The organism is Bradyrhizobium sp. BRP20, from assembly GCF_020194215.1.
Classification (GTDB): Bacteria; Pseudomonadota; Alphaproteobacteria; order Rhizobiales; family Xanthobacteraceae; genus Bradyrhizobium; species Bradyrhizobium yuanmingense.
This window is the reverse complement of the sequence record NZ_JADYVY010000005.1, coordinates 144,749-163,833: the sequence shown is the minus strand read 5'-3', so window position 1 is coordinate 163,833 and position 19,085 is coordinate 144,749. Positions and strand designations below refer to the sequence as shown.

18 protein-coding genes and 1 pseudogene are annotated in these 19,085 nt (G+C 60.7%); 14 read left to right on the top strand and 5 right to left on the bottom strand.

Features of this window, described 5'->3' with window-relative positions:
* The first annotated feature begins 934 nt into the window (after positions 1-934).
* From I6F33_RS14450 to I6F33_RS14385, 14 genes are all read left to right on the top strand, one after another.
* Positions 935-1,144 (top strand): hypothetical protein, encoded by a 210-nt coding sequence (locus I6F33_RS14450; RefSeq protein WP_036008144.1) that lies wholly within the window; start codon positions 935-937, stop codon positions 1,142-1,144.
* A gap of 104 nt (positions 1,145-1,248) precedes the next feature.
* Positions 1,249-1,755 (top strand): prepilin peptidase, encoded by a 507-nt coding sequence (locus I6F33_RS14445; protein ID WP_050996277.1) that lies wholly within the window; start codon positions 1,249-1,251, stop codon positions 1,753-1,755.
* A 1-nt stretch (position 1,756) separates the two neighbouring features.
* Positions 1,757-2,725, top strand: a complete 969-nt coding sequence (gene cpaB, locus I6F33_RS14440) for a Flp pilus assembly protein CpaB (RefSeq protein ID WP_036031705.1) — start codon at positions 1,757-1,759, stop codon at positions 2,723-2,725.
* Positions 2,725-3,927: an AAA family ATPase gene (locus I6F33_RS14435; protein ID WP_225143022.1), complete on the top strand. Its 1,203-nt coding sequence runs from the start codon at positions 2,725-2,727 to the stop codon at positions 3,925-3,927. Before cpaB ends, I6F33_RS14435 begins: the two co-directional genes overlap by 1 nt.
* Complete coding sequence (locus I6F33_RS14430) at positions 3,924-5,306, top strand: CpaF family protein (RefSeq protein WP_036008135.1); 1,383 nt, start codon at positions 3,924-3,926, stop codon at positions 5,304-5,306. The genes I6F33_RS14435 and I6F33_RS14430 overlap by 4 nt, the downstream gene beginning before the upstream one ends.
* A complete protein-coding gene (locus I6F33_RS14425) occupies positions 5,303-6,235 on the top strand; it encodes a type II secretion system F family protein (protein ID WP_225143021.1) in 933 nt (310 codons plus the stop codon). The genes I6F33_RS14430 and I6F33_RS14425 overlap by 4 nt, the downstream gene beginning before the upstream one ends.
* On the top strand, positions 6,232-7,140 hold the full coding sequence (locus I6F33_RS14420; RefSeq protein WP_036008129.1) for a type II secretion system F family protein: 909 nt from the start codon (positions 6,232-6,234) through the stop codon (positions 7,138-7,140). The genes I6F33_RS14425 and I6F33_RS14420 overlap by 4 nt, the downstream gene beginning before the upstream one ends.
* Positions 7,141-7,142: 2 nt before the next feature.
* Positions 7,143-7,790, top strand: coding sequence for an isoprenylcysteine carboxylmethyltransferase family protein (locus tag I6F33_RS14415; protein ID WP_057026672.1), 648 nt, complete (start codon positions 7,143-7,145; stop codon positions 7,788-7,790).
* 30 nt (positions 7,791-7,820) lie between these two features.
* On the top strand, positions 7,821-8,315 hold the full coding sequence (locus tag I6F33_RS14410; protein WP_225114733.1) for a hypothetical protein: 495 nt from the start codon (positions 7,821-7,823) through the stop codon (positions 8,313-8,315).
* 8 nt (positions 8,316-8,323) lie between these two features.
* Complete coding sequence (locus I6F33_RS14405) at positions 8,324-9,697, top strand: pilus assembly protein TadG-related protein (protein ID WP_225143020.1); 1,374 nt, start codon at positions 8,324-8,326, stop codon at positions 9,695-9,697.
* Positions 9,697-10,113 carry a TadE family protein gene (locus I6F33_RS14400; RefSeq protein WP_225143018.1) on the top strand — a complete coding sequence of 139 codons (417 nt, stop codon included), beginning with the start codon at positions 9,697-9,699 and terminating at the stop codon, positions 10,111-10,113. The genes I6F33_RS14405 and I6F33_RS14400 overlap by 1 nt, the downstream gene beginning before the upstream one ends.
* A 452-nt stretch (positions 10,114-10,565) precedes the next feature.
* Positions 10,566-12,221, top strand: a complete 1,656-nt coding sequence (locus tag I6F33_RS14395) for a type II and III secretion system protein family protein (RefSeq protein WP_225143016.1) — start codon at positions 10,566-10,568, stop codon at positions 12,219-12,221.
* Between the two features lie 14 nt (positions 12,222-12,235).
* On the top strand, positions 12,236-12,640 hold the full coding sequence (locus I6F33_RS14390) for a hypothetical protein (protein WP_036008116.1): 405 nt from the start codon (positions 12,236-12,238) through the stop codon (positions 12,638-12,640).
* 202 nt (positions 12,641-12,842) lie between these two features.
* Entirely contained in the window at positions 12,843-13,259 is a 417-nt protein-coding gene (locus I6F33_RS14385) for a tetratricopeptide repeat protein (protein WP_036008114.1), read from the top strand.
* A gap of 37 nt (positions 13,260-13,296) precedes the next feature.
* Here I6F33_RS14385 and I6F33_RS14380 read toward each other — a convergent pair whose 3' ends face one another.
* The 5 genes and pseudogenes from I6F33_RS14380 to I6F33_RS14360 form a co-directional block, all read right to left on the bottom strand.
* Complete coding sequence (locus I6F33_RS14380) at positions 13,297-14,067, bottom strand: hypothetical protein (protein WP_109145690.1); 771 nt, start codon at positions 14,065-14,067, stop codon at positions 13,297-13,299.
* A 691-nt stretch (positions 14,068-14,758) separates the two neighbouring features.
* Complete coding sequence (locus I6F33_RS14375) at positions 14,759-15,772, bottom strand: TetR/AcrR family transcriptional regulator C-terminal domain-containing protein (RefSeq protein ID WP_083235141.1); 1,014 nt, start codon at positions 15,770-15,772, stop codon at positions 14,759-14,761.
* Positions 15,769-16,425, bottom strand: a complete 657-nt coding sequence (locus tag I6F33_RS38320) for a TetR/AcrR family transcriptional regulator C-terminal domain-containing protein (RefSeq protein WP_225143220.1) — start codon at positions 16,423-16,425, stop codon at positions 15,769-15,771. Before I6F33_RS38320 ends, I6F33_RS14375 begins: the two co-directional genes overlap by 4 nt.
* A 30-nt stretch (positions 16,426-16,455) precedes the next feature.
* Positions 16,456-18,033: pseudogene (locus I6F33_RS14365) on the bottom strand (DHA2 family efflux MFS transporter permease subunit); the annotation flags it as partial.
* Positions 18,030-19,058 carry an HlyD family secretion protein gene (locus tag I6F33_RS14360; RefSeq protein WP_141697701.1) on the bottom strand — a complete coding sequence of 343 codons (1,029 nt, stop codon included), beginning with the start codon at positions 19,056-19,058 and terminating at the stop codon, positions 18,030-18,032. The pseudogene I6F33_RS14365 and the gene I6F33_RS14360, both read right to left, overlap by 4 nt.
* Positions 19,059-19,085 lie beyond the last annotated feature (27 nt).

Sequence of the window (19,085 nt, the reverse complement as noted above, 5' to 3'; positions counted from 1 at the left end):
AACTAGGAAGTCGACGAAAACGGAAGACAAAGAACGCCCGACTGAAGCTCAATGAGCTAAGGCCGCGGCGGCCAGATGTTCCCAGTACTCTGCCTCTGCAAGCAATTTCCAGCTTCGCGCAGGTTGGAGTACAGCAGTCTGACGGCAAAGCAAGGCCATTGCGCGAAAGCGGCGGGCAGCTTCCATTCCAACCTCCCAGGTTTTCTTTTCCCCAACATATTTTTTAATTTTGTGATGGAGTCATCATGATTATATACAATAATAAAATAATCGGTTGTTTTGCTTTTCCCGCACCCAGGGCAGATGCGCCGGCTACCGAGCCCGTAACAATGATGACGGGTCCTGGCTGCGCGCTACGCTCTAGAGCGTACCACCATCCCGCGATGGTCCGCCTCGCAAGGTGGGGTCCAGGAGCCCCTATGATTGCGGCACACCGGTGCAACTGACGGGAATCATGCGGCTGCAAGGCAGCGATCAGTGCGATCGGAATCTTCGAACGGATCACCTCACCCGTCGTGACAGATGTGCTGCGTCGCGCCTTCGCACGTCGCGAAATCTGCTCCATGTGCGCGGGCCAGGGGCGCAGCATCCGGTCGATTATATCGCCCTCACATGATTACCTATTAATCTTATTATAGCGCTGCTCATCCGTAATAATCCGGTGATTGCTTACCGACTCCAGCCAGCGCTCTGCCCAGGATCCGATTGTTGGTTCGGCCTATCGTATTTGATTTACGGCGCTTTTGTCGATTCTGAGATTGTTGTGACGGCTCGCTTCGCAGTGCGTCGATTTAAAATCGGAATTATATATTAAATGTTGACGCTAATAAGTATTTAATGAATAGTTTGTCGCTGGCGGGGCCGGAGATAAATCCGCAGCCGCTGAAGTTGCCAAGGTGTCTGAAAAATCCATCTTGAAAGAAGGGATTCCTCTATGTTGCATCATTTCATCGAGACCAAGGAAGCGTTGAAGCGTCTGCGGACGGACCAGGACGGCGTGGTGTCATTCGAGTACATCATCGTCGCGGTTTGCATCATCGGCGCAGTGTCAGCTGTGTTCGGCGTTGGGGCCGGCGGTGCGATCGGAACCGCGCTGACAGGCGGGATCACCGCGATCACCACCGCTTTTACTGCGGCAGTCTGATACGGCCGTCCGGCCAGAGGGGGGCATCGGAATGTGTCCCCCTCCGAATGTTATTTCTCTCCATTCTTATTGTTGCTGTGCCTTCCCACCACCCTGAGGCATGCATGAGCTGGGTTTCTTCCATCGTCTCGATACTGGAAATCTCGTTGTTGCTGTATGTCGCAACGCTCGACGTCGCGACCCGCACGATCCGAAATGACGTCTGTCTCTTGCTGGCGCTGCTCGGGATCGCCCGTCAGCTTGCCAGCCCAATGCAACTTGCCGAATCCCTCATCGCCGCGACGCTCCTGTTCCTGCTGCTGCTCGCGCTCTACCAGCGTGGCGGGATTGGCGGGGGCGACGTCAAGTTACTGGTAGCTTTGGCCATTGGCCTGCCGCCGACGGGCTTGATTGAGTTGCTGGCGGTAACCGCGCTGGCCGGGGGCGTTCTTGCCCTGGTGCATCTGGTGATGCGCGTCCTGCCATATCCGAAATTGGCGCCGGTCGGTTCGTCGCTCGCACGGCGCGTCTACGCGATCGAGCGCTGGCGCCACGTGCGACACGCGCCCCTGCCTTACGGGGTGGCCATAGCGTGCGGTGGCATCTGGACCATCTCGAGCAGAGGATTTTGACATGTCATCCACGTTGCGCCTCTCGATCATCCTGGTGCTCTTGCTCGCAACCACCGCATTCGGGCTGATCGCCTACAACATGAACCTGCCGAAACAGGTTCCGGTAACGGTTACGGCGCAAGGGCCGGCGCCTCCTTCGACTGTCGGGTATTTTGTCGCGGCACGTCCGCTGTCGAAAGGTACATTGGCCCGCGAAGAAGATTTCGCCGTGCGCTCGGCGTCGCCTGAACGCCTTCCCGCAGGGGCGATCCTGGAAACACCGGACTCGAAGGCCGGACTTCCCGGCTCTCTGGTCCGCAAGTTCGTCGACGCTGGCAGTCCCATCACCTTGCAGGACGTATTGCGACCTCGGGATCGTGGCTTCCTGGCCAGCGTCCTGGCACCGGATAGCCGCGCGATCAGCATCAAGGTGGACGAGGAGTCTGGCGTGTCGGGGCTGATCAGGCCGGGTGATCATGTTGATGTCTTGTTGACCCAGGTGTTCGAGAAGGCAGATCCCGCGCGCCGGGCCCTGAGCGAGACCGTTCTAGGAAACGTTCGAGTCATCGCGATTGACCAGGAAATCATGCAGGGTGGCCGAACCGTAAGCTCGGTAGCCGGCTCGGTGGCCGGCAAGCAAGCGCAGACTGTATCGTTGGAGCTTGCCCCGGACCAGGTCAAGAAGATCACGGTCGCAAGGCAGCTCGGAACGCTTTCCCTGGCGGTGCGGGCCGCAGTCGAGCAGTGGGATACGGCGGACACTGGCGCCATGTCCAGCTGCGATGTGTCGCCGGAAATCGCCCGCCAAAATGCGATTGCCGGCCGGACAGCAGCGGTCGTTGTTCATTCCGGTGGTCAGATAAAACAATACTCCGTCAGGAAACAGGAATCTGCCGACGGCGACGTTCCGATCAACTGCGACGGGTCGGAAGTGTCCCGCCGCGGAGCGACGATGGTGGTTCAGGCAGGCAAGTTGCTGGAGAAACGTTGATGAGCGTTAACATAGCGGCCCTCAGCACTCCTGAAGAAGCGACGTCTGTTGTCGCCCGCAATCGAATCGTCTGCTTCGTCAATGACGAATTGAGTGCCGCGGCTCTGCGCAAGGGCCTTGAAGGCAGCAATATTTCGATCAAGCGGGGCACGATCCGCAATGCCATACGGATGCTCGAAACGGACACCGAACTATTCGCCCTGGTGACGGACATCAGTGGTATCGATGATCCATTTGCCGAACTGGAGCGGCTGGCCGGCGTCTGTCCGCCCGATGTCCGGGTGGCTCTGATCGGTGAAAGCAGGGAGATCACCTTCTATCGCGCGCTTATGGAACTCGGCCTGACCGAGTACCTGCCGAGACCGATCACGCGGGACATGGTGCTGGACCAGCTGCGCCCAAAGCTGCTGGGCGATCGTGCGCCGGCGCCGACCGACCGAGGCGGGCATGTGATCTCGATCTGCGGCGCGCAGGGCGGTGCCGGCGCAACGAGCATCGCCATCAATCTTGCGCTGCAACTGGCGGAGACCACCAAGGCCAAGGTCGCGCTGCTCGATCTTCATCTTCAAGGCGGCGAAACAGCGGTGATGCTGGGTGTTCAGCCCGGACCAGGCCTGCGCATCGCCCTGGAGAACCCGATGCGGGCGGACACGTTGTTCCTCGAGCGCGCCGCAATCGCAGTCAACGAGCGGGTTAGCCTGATTTCCGCCGATGAGGAGCTGGACGCTCAGCTCGACATCACCGAAGCGGGCGTGAGGCACGTCCTTGGCCTGCTCCGCCAACGATTCAACTACATCGTTGTCGATGTCCCGGTCCCGTTTCCGTCATCCATCCATCCGGTGATTTCTCTTTCCCGGCACGTGCTGGTGCTGCTGGAGGCGGAGGTGACCGGACTTCGCAATGCCCACGCACTGCGGGCCGCCGTCACCAACATTGCCGGCAGGGATCGGGTCTTCACCTTGCTGAACCGTGCCAATCGCCCGGGGGGCCTTCCCAGGGCCGCGGTGGTCAAGGCGTTGGGGACAGAGCCTGACATGGTCGTACCCGATCTCGGGAAGGGCATGACCCAGGCGGTCAATCTCGGAATTCCCGCGCTGAAGCACGTATCTGCACTGCGACGCCATCTCGCGCCGATCGTACGGGAGATCACGGGGATTGGCGCCGAGCAGAAGGGACGGCTGAGGAGGCTGCTGGGGCTATGAGAAAGTTTGGTAGGCGCGACGAGGAAACGCCGGTTCGCTTGCCTGCATCGACGCCGAGCTTGGCTGCAACGACGCCAAGCGTGCCTGCATCAACCTCAAGGCGCGACGAGGCTTCGATTGACCGGCCGGTGATGCCAGCTTCGCTGCGCGAACGCGTCATTGAGCAGATTGAGCCATCGGTGGCCGCAACTGTTTCGCGTGACGTCCTTCGGCGCCAGATCGAGGAAATCATCCATGGCATCGCCAATGAGGAACGGCTCGAACTGTCGGGTCGCGAGCAGCTTCAACTGGCGGACGAGATTGCCGACGACATGACCGGCTATGGGCCGCTGCGTCCGCTTCTGCTCGATCAATCGATCAACGACATCATGATTAACGGGCCGAGCAACGTTTATGTCGAACGAGCCGGCAAGCTGGAGCGGATCGCGGTGCGCTTCCGCGACAATGATCACATCGCATCGGTGGCCCAGAAAATTGCCGCGCAAGTTGGACGGCGCATCGACGAATCCAGTCCGATGGTGGATTGCCGCTTGTCCGACGGCAGCCGCGTCAACATCATCTTCCCGCCGCTGGCGATCCACAGCCCCTGCATCTCGATTAGAAAGTTTCCGAGCCGCCGCCTGGATATCGCCGCACTGATCGAAAACGGCTCGATGACCGCAGCCGTCGGACAATTGCTGGAGATTGCCGCCCGGTGTCGGCTCAATGTCCTGGTCTCCGGCGGCACCGGGTCCGGCAAGACGACGCTGCTCAACGCCATGAGCCAGTTCATCGATCACAGCGAACGCGTCGTCACCATCGAGGATGCGGCGGAGTTGCAGCTCCAGCAGCCGCACGTGATCAGCCTGGAGACCCGGCCTCCCAGCCTTGAAGGCACGGGGCAGGTGACACAGCGCGATCTGTTGTGGAATGCGCTGCGCATGCGTCCTGACCGGATCGTCGTGGGCGAGGTGCGCGGCGCCGAAGCGTTTGACATGCTGCAGGCGATGAACACCGGCCATGATGGTTCGATCTCCACGGTCCATGCCAATAGTGCTCGCGACGCCCTGACCCGCATCGAGAACATGGTGCAGATGGGGCAGGTGAATCTGCCGTCGCGAGCCATTCGAACTCAGATCGTCGCTGCACTGGATCTCATCGTGCAAGTCGAACGCATGCGCGATGGGCAACGTCGCATTATCCAGATCAGCGAGGTGATGGGGCTGGAATCGGATGTGATCACCACCAATGACATCGCAACATTCGAATACCAGGAGGAGGACGACAATGGGCGGATCTCGGGCACTTACCGGGCCACCCTTGCAGTCCCGAAATTCAAGAGCCGTCTCGTCTATTTCGGGCTCGATCGCGCCTGGGCCGAGGCAGTGAGGCAGATATGATACCTGAGGCCGTGATCGTCGCTGTTCTGGTGCTCGCGATGTGCGCAGCCGTCGGCTCGTTATGGCTCGACGGCCGGGAGCGACGTATGGCCCGCCGGCTGGCGGTCGCTCTACCGGCCTCCCATCCGGCTAGCCTGCCATCCATTCGCCGGGCGGAGACCGGCTCCCGATATCTGCTTCTCCACCGTTTGGCCAATTACAGGCCCGAGATGGTTCACGCCTGGCATCCGGCGTATGTGCTGCTTGCTGCCGCTATCGCCGTAGCAGCGATCTTCTACGCTAATCGCCTGCTGGGATTTTCCGTTTTCTACGTGTCTGTCGCGGCTGCGGTTGCCGCCGTGGTAGTCGTGCGAGGTCTGTTTGGCTGGCAGCAACGTCGGTTCGCCAGTCAACTTTTCCGGCAGCTGCCTGACGCCATTCAGCTGGTGACGAGTACGGTTCGATCGGGTCTGCCTGTGCACGAAGCATTTCGCACCATCGCGCGCGAAATGCCGCAACCGACGTCTGGACAATTTGCAATCGTGTGCAGCGAAATGAATCTGGGAAGACCTCCGGAGGAAGCCGTCGAAGGCGTCTATCGGCGAACGCAAGTGGCAGAGTATGCGATGTTTGCGGTGACACTTGCGGTTCAATTGAAGTCCGGCGGCAGCTTGGCCGAGACCTTGCAGACGCTGGGCGACACGGTGAGTCAGCGTGTTGCGCTCGCTGCTCGCGCCAAGGCGCTGGCGGGAGAAGTGATCTTTTCCTCGCGAGCACTCACGATCTCGCCCCTGATTGCCGGAGCATTGCTATACGCGGCCAATCCGCAGAACGTCGATCTGCTGTTCACTGACCCGACCGGAAACAAGCTTCTGGCTTACGCGGTAGTCTCGGTGCTCATCGGGCATCTGGTGATAAGTTGGATGGTCAGGCGGGAAACAGAACTATGACTTTTGGTCTCGGGCTGGCGGCCCTCGCAGTCGTAGCTGGAACGGCGGCCTTCATGTTGATCATCCGCGAACTACACGTCCGTGCATTGGACACGCGGGTCTCAAACGCCGTGATGGGTATCCCTTACCGTTCAGCCCCCTTCAAAGACCTGACCGGTTGGTTCTCGTGGCTGGGCATGCGCTATCGGCGCTTCTACGCCGAGGAGAATCTGGAGGAGCTACGAACGGTCCTCCACTCATCTGGATTCAATCATCATAGAACCTTGCCGATCTGGATCGGCATCAAGATCGTCAGCATGTTCGCGCTGCCGGTCATTGCGCTGCTTCTGGCGCAACTTTCGGGAAGGAGACCTGCCGACGTGCTGGTCTTCACGCTGATGGGTGTGGTGATCGGAATCTTGGGTCCGCGATTGGCTCTGTCGGTGATGAAGCGGCGCTTTGATGCTGCCATTCGGCTGGGCACGCCGGATATGATCGATTTGCTGATCGTGTGCAGCGAGGCGGGAATGGGCCTGGAAAGCGGGCTGGGGCGTGTCGCCGAAGAAATGAAGTCGACCAATCCTGCCATGGCCTGGGTGTTGCACCGACTCCTTGATGATCTCCGGATACTGCCAAGCCGCGTCGAAGCATTCGAGAATTTGGCGGTCACTTCGGATGGTCTTCGCCGGTTCGGCACGATGATCAGCCAGAGCTTGCAGTACGGAACGCCGTTGGGCCAGGCGCTGCGCAGTATCGCGCTCGACCTGCGGCGGGAACGCATCACCAAGCTGGAAGAAAGGGCGCACAAGTTGGGCGCCAAGCTGACCATTCCGATGGTGCTGTTCCTGCTCCCAGCCATGTTCGTCATCATGGGGGGAAGTCCCGTTCTTCACCTCGTGCGTTCGTTCGCCAGCTTCGGAAAGTAGCCATGAGCACAATTGCCCTCTCCAAGAGCGGATCTTACGACCGGATCATGCGGCTGCTTGGCAGCTTGTGGTTCTTGTTGCTGGCTCTTTGCGTCGCCGTCAGGATTGGGGCGTCGCTGCACGATCCGTGGCCCTCGCTCTTGTCGAGCTTTTGCCTCGGCATCTTCTACATGCTCCTGGCACTGTTGATCATGACGCGCTCACCGGCAAAGGCGCATGCCGACGGCCTGCTTCCAAGAATAGCTGCCTTCGTCGGCAGCTATCTGCCGTGGTCGATCAGCTTCCTCGGCAAAACCGACGACACGTTGCCCAACCTGGCATCGACCGCCTGTGTGCTGGTCGGCACGATCATGATGCTTGTCACGATCCGACATCTGGGTCGGTCGTTCAGCCTGGTGCCGCAGGCGCGCTCGGTGGTCCAGACCGGACCCTATCGATGGATCAAGCACCCGCTCTATGTCGCCGAAGAAATCGTGGTGCTGGGCGTCGTGCTGCAATACCTGACACCGGTCACGGTGATGGTCCTGGTCCTGCATATAGGCATTCAGGTCTGCCGAATCCTTTACGAAGAAGACCTGCTTCGGCGCAATTGCCCCGAGTATTCGAGTTACGAAGCATCACGTTGGCGAGTGATTCCTTACGTTTGGTGAGCGGCTATGCGTGGCCGGATTGTGGTGGACATGGTTCAGATCGCTGCGGCTCGGGTGACGCGATCGCACGTGGCAAGTCCCCGTGGAGGCAGGCGCGCGTATCGTAAAGGGTCCTTCGTCGCCGATCAGCGCGGCGCCGTCGCGTTTGAGACAGTCATCGTTTACATTTTCATGGTGTCGTTCCTGCTGATGCCGCTTGCCGACGTCGCTGCCGCGGGCTTCCGGTTTATCTCTGCGTGGTCGGCCTTGCGCTCATTCGGACAATACATTCAATACAAGAGTCCGCCCGACCCGGCGAACCCGGGGACCTGGGTGTCGACGCTGCAGACAACGGTCGCCGGGCATACCATCGGCAACATCCAGGTCATGTGCGGAAGCACAGCCTGCAACTCCGGCAACCTTGGTTTGACTCCCAAGTACTTTACGTTTTCGACGACCGTCACTTTGGCCCCGATTGTGTTGACGTCGGTGCTGTGCCCCAGCAGTTGCACGTACACGCTGCCTTACTCCGAACGTTTCCAGTAGGTGTTCTCATGCGCAGTCTGCTCCGTTCCAGACGAGGCTCGGCCGCATTCGCAACAGTCATCGTGCTGATTCCGCTCATCGGCGTGGTCGCACTCGGGGCCGAGGCGGGATCGTGGTACGTCACCAGGCAGCACGCGCAGAATGCCGCCGATGCCGCGGCCTACTCGGGCGCCCTGCGACTTGCATGCGGCAATGCTGGTGTGCTCTGCGATACATCAGTGGATTATCAAGCAAAGGAATTCGCGGCGCAGAACGGGTTCTGCAACTCCGGTGACACGGCCTATCCGGGCACCAACTGTGCGACAAGCCTTCCAGCAGGAATCTCGCGGGCCGTGCAGATCGATATCGGCAGCTACAGTGCGGGTGCGTTCACAGCGCCGCCCGCAGGAGGCGGCGGTAACGCCGTTCGCGCCATGGTCAGCCAGCAGCAGCCGGCCTACTTGTCGGCAGTGCTGGGTCTGACGACCGTCAACATCCCCGCTCAAGCCATCGCTCTGGTCGAACTGCCGAGCAAGGTGTGCGCCTTGGCGCTCGGACCTGATCCGAACGGCGGCGGAGGGGCGCTTAAAATCGCCGGTAACGTCAGCAATAACGGGACGGGTTGCCCGATAATGTCGGATGCCAGTGTTCAGTTTGCCAGCACTGCCTCTTTCACCGGTTCGGGATGGGCCGTCCTTGGTGTAACCGGATGTAGTCCGGCGAACACCTGCGCCAATCCGGGCGTTACGCACAACTACTTTATGCCGTACGCCAACAATCCGCTCAGCAAATTGGACAGCCAATCGTTCAACAGCTTGACCTCGAGCGGGAGGCCAAACGACTTGGCATGCAGCGGTACGTTGGTGCCCAATACCCCGCCGAGCAGCACTAACCTGTACCGCAACCTAGCGTGCACGACCGGGGACGCGGTAGATTTTAGTCCGGGCACGTACTTCTTCTACAATGGCACGATAAGATTCAATGGCGGAACCATCACTTGCAGTGCCTGTAGGCCCTGGCCACCGGCAGGCACGGGCGAAGGCGTCACTCTGGTATTACTCGGGGATTCGAGCATTTCCATCTCTGGCGGCGCCAGCGTTGAGCTGTCCGCTCCCTACACCAACACCTTCTCTTCCGATCTGAACGGCGTTCTGATTGATGATCAGGCGCCGAGCAAGAGCAGTAATAAAGTCAACATCACCGGCGGTACGGTAAGGCTGGGTGGTGCGATGTATTTCCCGCATGTCGACGTGACCTGGAACGGAGCGACACAAAGTACCAATACGACCTGTTCACAAGTGATCGCCCAGACACTCACCATGGGCGGTGGCGGCTTCCTGAGCACGGATGGATGTAATCCGGTCACCGTCCCTTACACCCAAGTTGTCCGCTTGGTGCAGTGATGAGAAAGCTCGATCAGCGGGGCATCGCATCGTTCGAGTTCATCCTCGCCTTTGTGTCCCTTTTTATGTTGATCTTCGCCATCTTCGATCTCGGACGCTATGCGATCACGATGCAGTCCTTGCGGACGCTCGCGAGCGCCGGGGCCCGAGCGGTCATGATCAGCTGCTACACGCCCGCCTTGCTTCAAAGCCCGCCTCAGTCGCCGTCAATCTGCGGGGGCGATCCCATGTCCACGACCGCAAAGCAGACTGCCGCGCCGTTCCTGTATCGCGGCGGTCTCACGCCGACGCTGAGCGTGGCATCCAGCGGCAGCAATTTGACCGTGACCGCTTCTCAAGCCGGCTTCACGATGCTGATGCCGATATGGGGCACAGCACTCAATGCGCCGAGCGCGTCAACGCAGATTCCCTTTTAGGCAAAATATGGCAATGTGCCTTACCCATCTTGGCCGACATCGCCTCGGGTCGGCGCTCGAGCTGGACAAACCCCTCGGAATCGTACTGCACCAAAGCAATCTGAGTCTGGCCAAGTGCCGTTTGGAGACGACGAGCCGACGCCGTTCGATCGTGAGCCACGACGGAATCTCGCGCAAACGTGGTCGTGCTGCAGCAGTTCTGAACGGAGCTGCAGAGAGAAATGATGCGCGCCCGCAACATTGGAAAGTTTTCTTTGCCACTTGAGGCTGTGCGGGAAGCGTCTCTTCTTGCAAGCAGGCAGCATCAAGGACGATGATCTTGGAAACGCGAAGTAACGAATTGTAGTCGGACATCTTGTAAGCTCTGCGGCGTGGTGCGCAGAGGGGAACTATTGGGGATGTCGAGCACGTAGATTTGCGGGGGAGCCGCGGATCGCAGTTGGGGGACTCGAATGGGTGGCGATCGCATTTCAGGTAAGATAAGGGAGCTTCTCGCCTTCAGCGTGATGGGTCTTGGCGCGGCGCTCGCCTCCTTTGCGTCCGCTGACCGCGCGATGGCGGCAGACCGGCGGGGCTCCTCCGGCGGCGGCGTCTTCGTCAGCGAAATGAACGACGTCCAACGGGTCAAGGTGGTGGTCAACAAGTCACGCACCTTCAAGGTCGATACGGCTTTCGCAACTATCGTGGCCGGCTCGCCCGACATTGTGGACGTGAAGTCGCTCAGCGATCACCTGATCTACGTCCAGGGCAAGCAGACCGGCACCACCAACGTCATCCTGCTCGACTCCTCGATGAAGCAGATCGGCATCCTCGACGTCGAGGTCGTGATCGATACCGGCAATCTCCAGCAGAACATCCGCAGCAGCACTGGCGGGCACGGGATCCGCGTCTCGGCTTCCGAGGGCCAGGTGGTGCTCAGCGGAACGGCCGCCGATGCGGTTACGGCCGAGCGGGCCATGGCGATCGCCACCAGCACAGTCGCGAAGGGGGGCACTGTCGTCAACGCGATGAGTGTCGCGGCGCCGCAGCAGGTGATGCTGGAGGTGCGTTTTCTCGAGGTCACCCGGGATGCCGGCCGCGACCTCGGTGTGAACCTGTACGCAGCGAATGCCAACGGGACCAACGTCGCGAATACGGGACGTGGCAATTTGAGCACTACGGCGGGCCGGCGACCGATTGGTGGTATCAACACCGCTAATAGCCCCCTGGGCGTTGGCGGCGGCCAAGTCGGTGCCCCCCCAACCGGCAGCCTGCCGTTACTCGGAACAGCTGGTACGCTTCTTGGCACAGCGGGCGGCATAGCTCCGGTCCCGTTCGGAAGCTTGTTGACCAGCATCGTCCGAACCAGCAATGGCGGTTCGGTGGACTTGTTGATCTCTGCGCTGGAAACCAAAGGATTGGCTCGCAGGTTGGCCGAGCCGAACTTGACCACGCTTTCCGGAGATGCAGCGCGCTTCCTGGCCGGTGGTGAGTTTCCAGTGCCGATTCCGAACACGACCGCAGCCGGCTTTCCGACCATCACCATCGATTACAAGAAGTTCGGTGTCGAACTGGCCTTTGTCCCCACCGTGCTCTCGCGGGGGGTCATCAACCTTCGGGTGGAGCCGTCGGTCAGCGAGCTTGATTTCGCCAATGCAGTGACGATTCAGGGGACGACAGTTCCGGCGTTGACCCGCCGCGATGCACGGACCACGGTGGAGCTGCGGGACGGCCAGAGCTTTGCGATCGCCGGCTTGCTGCAAACCCGCAACCGTCAGGACGTTTCGCAATTGCCCTGGATCGGTTCGGTGCCCGTGCTTGGAGCCTTGTTCAGCAGCAAGTCGTACCAGCAGGAGGAAACCGATCTCGTCATCATCGTGACGCCGCGCCTGGTCGCACCGGCCGCGCCCGGTCAGCAATTGGCGTCACCGCTCGACTCCCGCCTTCCGGCCAACGACGTCGATTTCTTTCTCAATGGCCAGATGGAGGTGCGCAAGCGTTACAATGACTACGTCAACTCCGGAGGCGACGTTAAAGGACCCTATGGTCACATCATCGCTCCCGAGGTCACTGCGACCATTCCGGCACCGGCTGTTGCGAACCAGCCCGTCGTAAAAACGCTCAACTGAGAAGGAAGCGGGAGATGACCATCAGGTATCTGGCTCTGTTCGCACCGCTGCTGCTCGGGGGATGTTACGGGGTGGCCGGTCATGACGAGGTGGACCGCTATTTCCAGCGTTCAGACACCATCACGATGAGTGCCGGCAATGCCAAGGAGGTCAACGCGGTCACCCACACAATCCATCCATGGCCGCGAAACGTCGGTGATCGCAGGATCACGTACGACGCCCGGCGCGTGGGCGCCGCCGTGACTCGCTATGGCAACACGAAACAGCCGGTGGATCAGCTTCCCGACATCGGCGATGCGACGAAACAAATGGGCGTGCGGACTGCCCCAACCCAGAACGTCAACATAGAAGGATTGGGGGCTGGATCGACTGCTGGAGTATCAGTGCCGGTTGGTGGAGTAGGCGTAGGCGGCAGGTAACGATTTTTAGTGCGTGGTTTTGGCGATGTTGTTTGCGAACGGCGCAGTGAAGTTGCTGCGACGTGCGGGGGACCAAGGGGTTATGCGACGTATCATCTTCATGCTGACCTGTTGCTGGTTGGGGATCGGCCTTGCGGGGTGTGATCATACGCTGAGGCAGGCTGCCGTCGTCGCTCCCGTCGAGCCGCCTGGGGGGGACCCCGTGCAGGAGCCGACGGACGTCAAATATTATCCCTCGGACGAGCCGGTACGGCTGGGCTTGGAGCATTTCAACCGCGGCAGCTACGGGTTAGCCAATCGCTATTTCAGGGATGCGGTCGAGAAATCGCCGAAGGACGTGACGGCCTGGGTTGGACTCGCGGCGAGCTATGATCGGATACGTCGCTTTGATCTCGCCGATCAGGCCTATGCCCAAGCGATCCGGCTGGGCGGCGAAACCGTGCAGGTCCTGAACGACCAGGGATATTCGTACATGCTGCGCGGCAATCTGAGTGCGGCGCGCCGAAAGTTCGAGAAGGCCTATTCGCTCGATCCAGGCAACCCGGTTATCGCCAATAACCTCGAGCTTCTCAATGGCAGCCGGCGGTTCATTGAAAGACCACCGAACAACCAGCCTTAAGATGGCGATCGACTACTGCGATCGCGGCCAGTTCTCGTCAATTGGGCCCAATTACAGCATCAGCGTGACGGCTGCCGCTGCGGACGATGACAACAACGCCATTGCGAACGGTAAATCTCGCGCCGAGCAGCTTCCGCACCTTGTCCGTGATCGGAGAGGAAAAGGGAACGGTTTCTCCCACGACGGGATCGCCGACCTTTGTAGTCTCAGTCGCGGGGCCAGCAACTGGTGCAGGCTTGATATAGTCTCGGACAAGCTGAATCTCTTCACGTGACAGGATGAGCGGAGCCTGGTCGCGTTGGATCTCCGACGGCGGTTTGGGTATTCCACGGCTTGCCTTTTCGCGCATCTCGTTCGTGCTTGCGATCTGATCGAGCCTGGCTACGCGTAGCTTGAGTGCGATGATATCACGTTGCAGTGTTGCGATCTCCAATTTGCGCGCGTTGACCTGCATGAAGACAATGATCGCGCAAACGCAACTCACGACGAAGCCGACGCTCAGCAGTGCGATCAACCAGCGCTCGAAATTTCCCGTAGACCCCCCGGTCGTTCGGGGGAGTTGATCGCGCTGGAGATGGCGCCGCCAGATGCGACGTGCTCGGTCGATCCAATTGGTAGAGCCCGTTACACCGGTCCCCGCCCGGCCCGACCCAAAATGCGCGGGTGACGAGGCGGCTTTCTCTCGGGCCGGTTCAACGGACGACGACGTGTCGACTTGCTCAAGCCCAAGATTGTCGGCGACGCGATCCGCCGTCGTCAGATGCGCGGCAGGGTGGAACGGATCCATCTGCTTATCGAGCCGGCCCATCTCCGCTCTCCATGCAGCCATCTATCAACTTCGCCAGTTCCGCTGACGCGGCGGAATGAGGGTACCCGAGGATTCGATCAATCGGAACGGAAAAGGCTCCAATCCGCCGCGTGAGCCGCTCCAACGGTAGCTTGCAAGAGACACGGCGCCAACCAGGGTCTACCCCGCGGATGCTCCGACCGCGCGGATGTTAGCCGGTGAAATGCAGCACTTTGATCGTGCGACGAACGCCCACTTTCAGTCGGATAAGCCCGGTCGTGCGACCAGCAAGTCATTGATCGTTCTCAACCCAAGGCTGACTCTTAATCAGCGGGTCCCAGGTTCGAGCCCCGGTGCGCCCACCAAGTTCTTCAAGGACTTGCCCTCGCGAACCGTTTGAGACGACCGAACTGAAACGGTTTTTCAAACGGTGATTTTGGCGACCAATCGGCGGGGCCACTCTCGGCATTGTGATCTACTTTACCCGCCGAGGCGGAGGCGAAGCCGACTCGAAGGCCGCCCGACAGAACCGCTTTCAACGTTCTGTCTGGATTAGAGCCGGCCGACATAGCCGGCATCTTCCCACTTCGTTTCTTGTCGTCGGCGACGCATGGGGGCAGCTGCGCCGCGCTGCGAGTATGTAGAGAGACCGGCGCATCCTGGCCATGGCAACCCCACCTCACAGCAGGATTGTCGCTGCGAGTGGCACCAGTCATGCCGTCAATGCCGCTCGCGCAACGATTCCTGTCCTCTCGTCAGGCTCGGCGCCGTCGAGAAAGACTTTCACCGCGGTGCGAGCGCGCAAATCGATGTCGGAAAGCGTTGGTACGTCGCCGAGCTGAAGCACGGCCTCCAGATGGACGTTTCCATGGAGCATCCCAAGAAACTGGCGGGCGCCGGCTTCGCAATGTGCTAGATCGATTTCTCCGGCCTGCTTCGCTTTTGCCAGAATTTTCGTAAGGACCGCGATGGCTGGCGTAGGTCCATGTTGCGCGTAGGCCCGTGTCGCATCGGGGTAGCGGTCCGCTTCAAGTATGGCTGTATAACAGACCTCCAGCAACGACGGCGTCATCATCGTTTCGAGGAGATTGCGCCCAATGATGATGAGTAGTTCCCTGAGTGGCAAGGAAAGCTGGTCGGCACTGACACTCAGCGCGTTGGACGAGTAATGGCTGACGACTTTGGTGAACTGGTCGACGAGAAGTTGCTGCACGTTCTCGCGCCGCGTTGACCTTTCGCGCAGTAGCTGCCGGTAGAGACCGTGCGGTGTCCATGTCCAGCTCGGTCGGCCGAGCAAGAACGCCGAGAGAACCGCGCAGTTCGACCAACCGCGAAGCTGGCTCGCCTTGCCCGGGACCGCTTCGCGGACCCGCAGGATATCGCCCGTCGCACCCCACCGAAGAAATCTGACGGCATCGGCCGGTGGCAGGATCGTCACCATCATGCGCGTCCACCACGGCTCAACGAGCAGCCAACTCCCCGTGCTCGTGGGCCGCATGGCAAAGACATGCTTATGCCTGTGATGGACGAAGCGATGCCACCATTGCCGGCGAAGGCCGGGCACGAAACAGACGATCCAGTCGGCGGGGTCGACTGTCACCAGGGACCCATTATCGTCGATGCTGTTCGCCAGGTCCGCCGGGACGTCGCCGACGACCTTCAGTCTTGAAGGGCTCTCGCTCGGGCCAGACCATCTTGACCGGCCAATATCATTGGCTGCGCTCATCGCTTCCTGCTCCTCGTGCTCCCACATCCATGAATGAAGCTTTCGATACTGGCTCTGACGCGGTCGGCGGCTGGGGCTTCGAGGCTCATTGCCGGAGTCAGCATCAGCGCCTGGTAGAGCGGTTCTCTCAATAGTCCCAGCAGTTGCTCGGCGTATAGCTGAGCGTCCGATATCGACAGGATCCCCCGCTCATCTGCTGCGGACAGAAACTCCCGTAGCTTGAGTGTGACAATCGCTTGTCCCGCCTCGTGCACCCGCTTCTTCAGCGCAGGATTGCGTGCACCCTCGTTCATCATCATCCGAACGAACCCGACCAGGGTGGTCGAGTACTCCTCCCAGGCAACGCGGCCGAACGCGATGAGTGTTTCGCGTGCATCATCTACGGTGCCGGGGTGCGCTCTCCTCACCAACGGCTGCGATATGAGGGAGGCTTTGTGTTCGGCGATCGCGACAATGAGATCGTCGACGCTCTCGAATGCCGATAGAATGTCTTCCCTCGAGTATCCGCTTCGATCCAAGATATTGTCGAGGTGAGCGGGCGCGCCGCTCGGATTGGCGAGAGCCTCGCTGACCGCCAGCACGATCTCGGCGCGAGGGTCTGGCCTCGACACGGCATTGGCTTGGCGGGAGGGTTTCGACGCGGGGTATGTCATGTACGGCTCCTCGGTTCGGGCTAACTGCGCCGCGCGCTTCTTCGCGTGCAGGGCAAACGCGATCTTGATGGTGACCAGCACCGGCGCAGCGATGACGAAAAGAAGAGCGATGGCAGCGAACGCGGTGTCGAAAGCGATCACCGTGGATTGACCGGTGAGGGCTCGACCCAACAGACCCATCGCAGTCCGGCCGGCGGCCACGCTGTCCATTCCTCGTGCTGCGAGCATGGCACTCGTCGCTCCCAGCCGCTCGCTGACCGCGGGAAGGCCTGCGGTGACACTCGCGCCAAGCACCGTGGCATTGGTGGTGACATTGTGGTCGATCATGGTCTGGAGCCCGGCTACCCCCATGAGGCCACCGAGCTGGCGCCCGGCGTTGAAAAGACCGATGCCGGACGCTCGATTGTGGTTGTTGAGGTCGCTGAAAGCGATAAGGGTGATCGACAGGAAGAGGAAGCCAAGTCCAAAGCCGCGTAGCAGGATGGCGGCCATCATGTCGTCGGCGCCACTTTCGCTGGTCGAGCCGGACAGCATCCACATCGCGGCCATGATCATCAGGATTCCGAACGGCACCGTGGCGATAGGGGGAGCGCCCCTGACCTGCATGAGAAAGGCAGCAATGAGGAGCGCGCCGACGAAAAGCGCGCCGCTCGGCAAAAGGAGCTGGCCGGCCTCACTTGGCGTGAACGCGAGTACGGACACGGCAAACGACGGGATCAGGAACGCGCTGCCGAACAAGGCGGCACCGGCGACGAAACTGACGATAAAGGCGACGGAAAAATCGTTCGACCGGAACAAGGTGAAATCGAACAGGCCTTGGCTTTTGGCCATCGCCTGTTGGCCGAGAAACGCCAGCAAGGCGGCTGCGCCGATCACGGTCAGCCACGCGATGCGAGGCTCCTCGAACCAGCGCCATCGGCTGCCTTGGTTGAGAACATAGGTGAAGCAGAAGAATGTGACTGAGATCAGCAAGAAGCCGACCCAGTCGAACGGAAGGCGCGCAGCCGCAACGGGCCTGGGGCCGTCTGCGATCAGCAGAAGTCCGATAGCGGCGAGGGCTACCGGAATAACGCCGAAGAAGATCCATGCCCACGACTGGCTGTCGATCAACCATCCCTGGAGCGCCGGAGCGATGGTCGCAGGAGCGACCACGGACCCCATCGCAAACAGAGCCTGAAGGATCGGCTGGTAGGATCGCGGATAGGCGAGGAAAATGATCGACTGTCCCGCGACAAGCAAGGTGCCGCCGGAGAAGCCCTGTATGATGCGGAGTGCGACCAGCAGATCTAACCGATACGTGATGGCGGCGATTCCGCAGGCCGTGCCCATGACCAGCGTCGAACCGATCATCAGGCGGCGCGGACTGGTGCGTGTCATGAGCCAGGAGGCGGCCATGAACCCGACTAGCTTTGTTGCGGTGTATCCGATGTCCAGCCAGGCGAACTCGTCGGGAGTCGCATGGGTGTCGCCAATGATGTCGTTGCGTCCGAGCGACAGGACGGTGCTTGCGATCGCCTCCGTCAGAGTGGCGAGCACGATGCCTGCGACAAGAATGCTTCCTGCCGCGCGCCTGTCGTAGCCTGGCGTGGCGTCGGCGATCGCGGTCATGTGCCGCTTCCTCGATCTATTTCAACACGCGCCGACAGGCCAGGCACGACGCGGCCGGGCAATGGATTTCTGTCGAAGCGGATTTTCACAGGCACCCGTTGAACGACACGAATGAAGTTCCCCGTCGCATTGTCAGCGGGGAGCAGGGTGAACGCAGAACCGCTGCCGGGCGCAAAGCTGTCCACCACACCTTCAATCGTCTGGTTCGGATAGCCGTCCACCTTGATGCGGGCGCGCTGACCGGGCCGGATATGTTCGATCTGGCTTTCCTTGAAGTTCGCCACCACCCACACGTTCTTGACCGGAACGATATCGAGCAAGGAGGTGCCCGGCGTGACAAGCCGGCCGACGCGAACCTGGCGGTTGCCGACGACGCCGTCGACCGGCGCATGCACCACGGTGTGGTCGAGATCGATCTGGGCGAGATCGCGTGCGGCGTGCGCTTGCGCCACTGCAGCAAGTGCAGCTTCGCGCTGGCTGGCAAGGACGGCGATGCGTGCCCGCTGGGCCTCCACCGTTGCCGCCGCCGCCGACACGCCCGCCTCGGTTCTCGATAACGCCGCATCGCTTTCATCGACCTGCGCCTGGCTGATCGCGTTGGTGCGGATCAGTTCGCGGCGGCGATCGGAGGCCTTGCGCGCCAGATTCATCTCGGCCACGCTCGCAAGTCTTTGAGCTTCGGCCTGCCGTATCAGGGCATGCTGGAGTTGGATCTCCGCATCGACATTGGTGAGGCGGGCTTGGGCGGCTTCGACATTGGCCTCGGCTTGCGCCAGGCGTGCGCGGTAGTCGCGATCGTCGATCCGGAATAGGACGTCGCCTGCACGAACGGTCTGGTTATCCTGAACCTCCACGGCCGTGACGTAGCCTGCAGCCTTCGGCGCGAGCGAGGTCATTTCGCCGCGAATATAGGCGTTGTCGGTGAATGTCTCGTTCGAATGGGCATACGCCCAGCCACCAGCCACAAGCACGACAGCGCCGAGGCACAGCACCAAGCCGACCGCCTTCTTGTTAACATGCACCACGATACCCTCCTGCAACGGTTGTTGTCG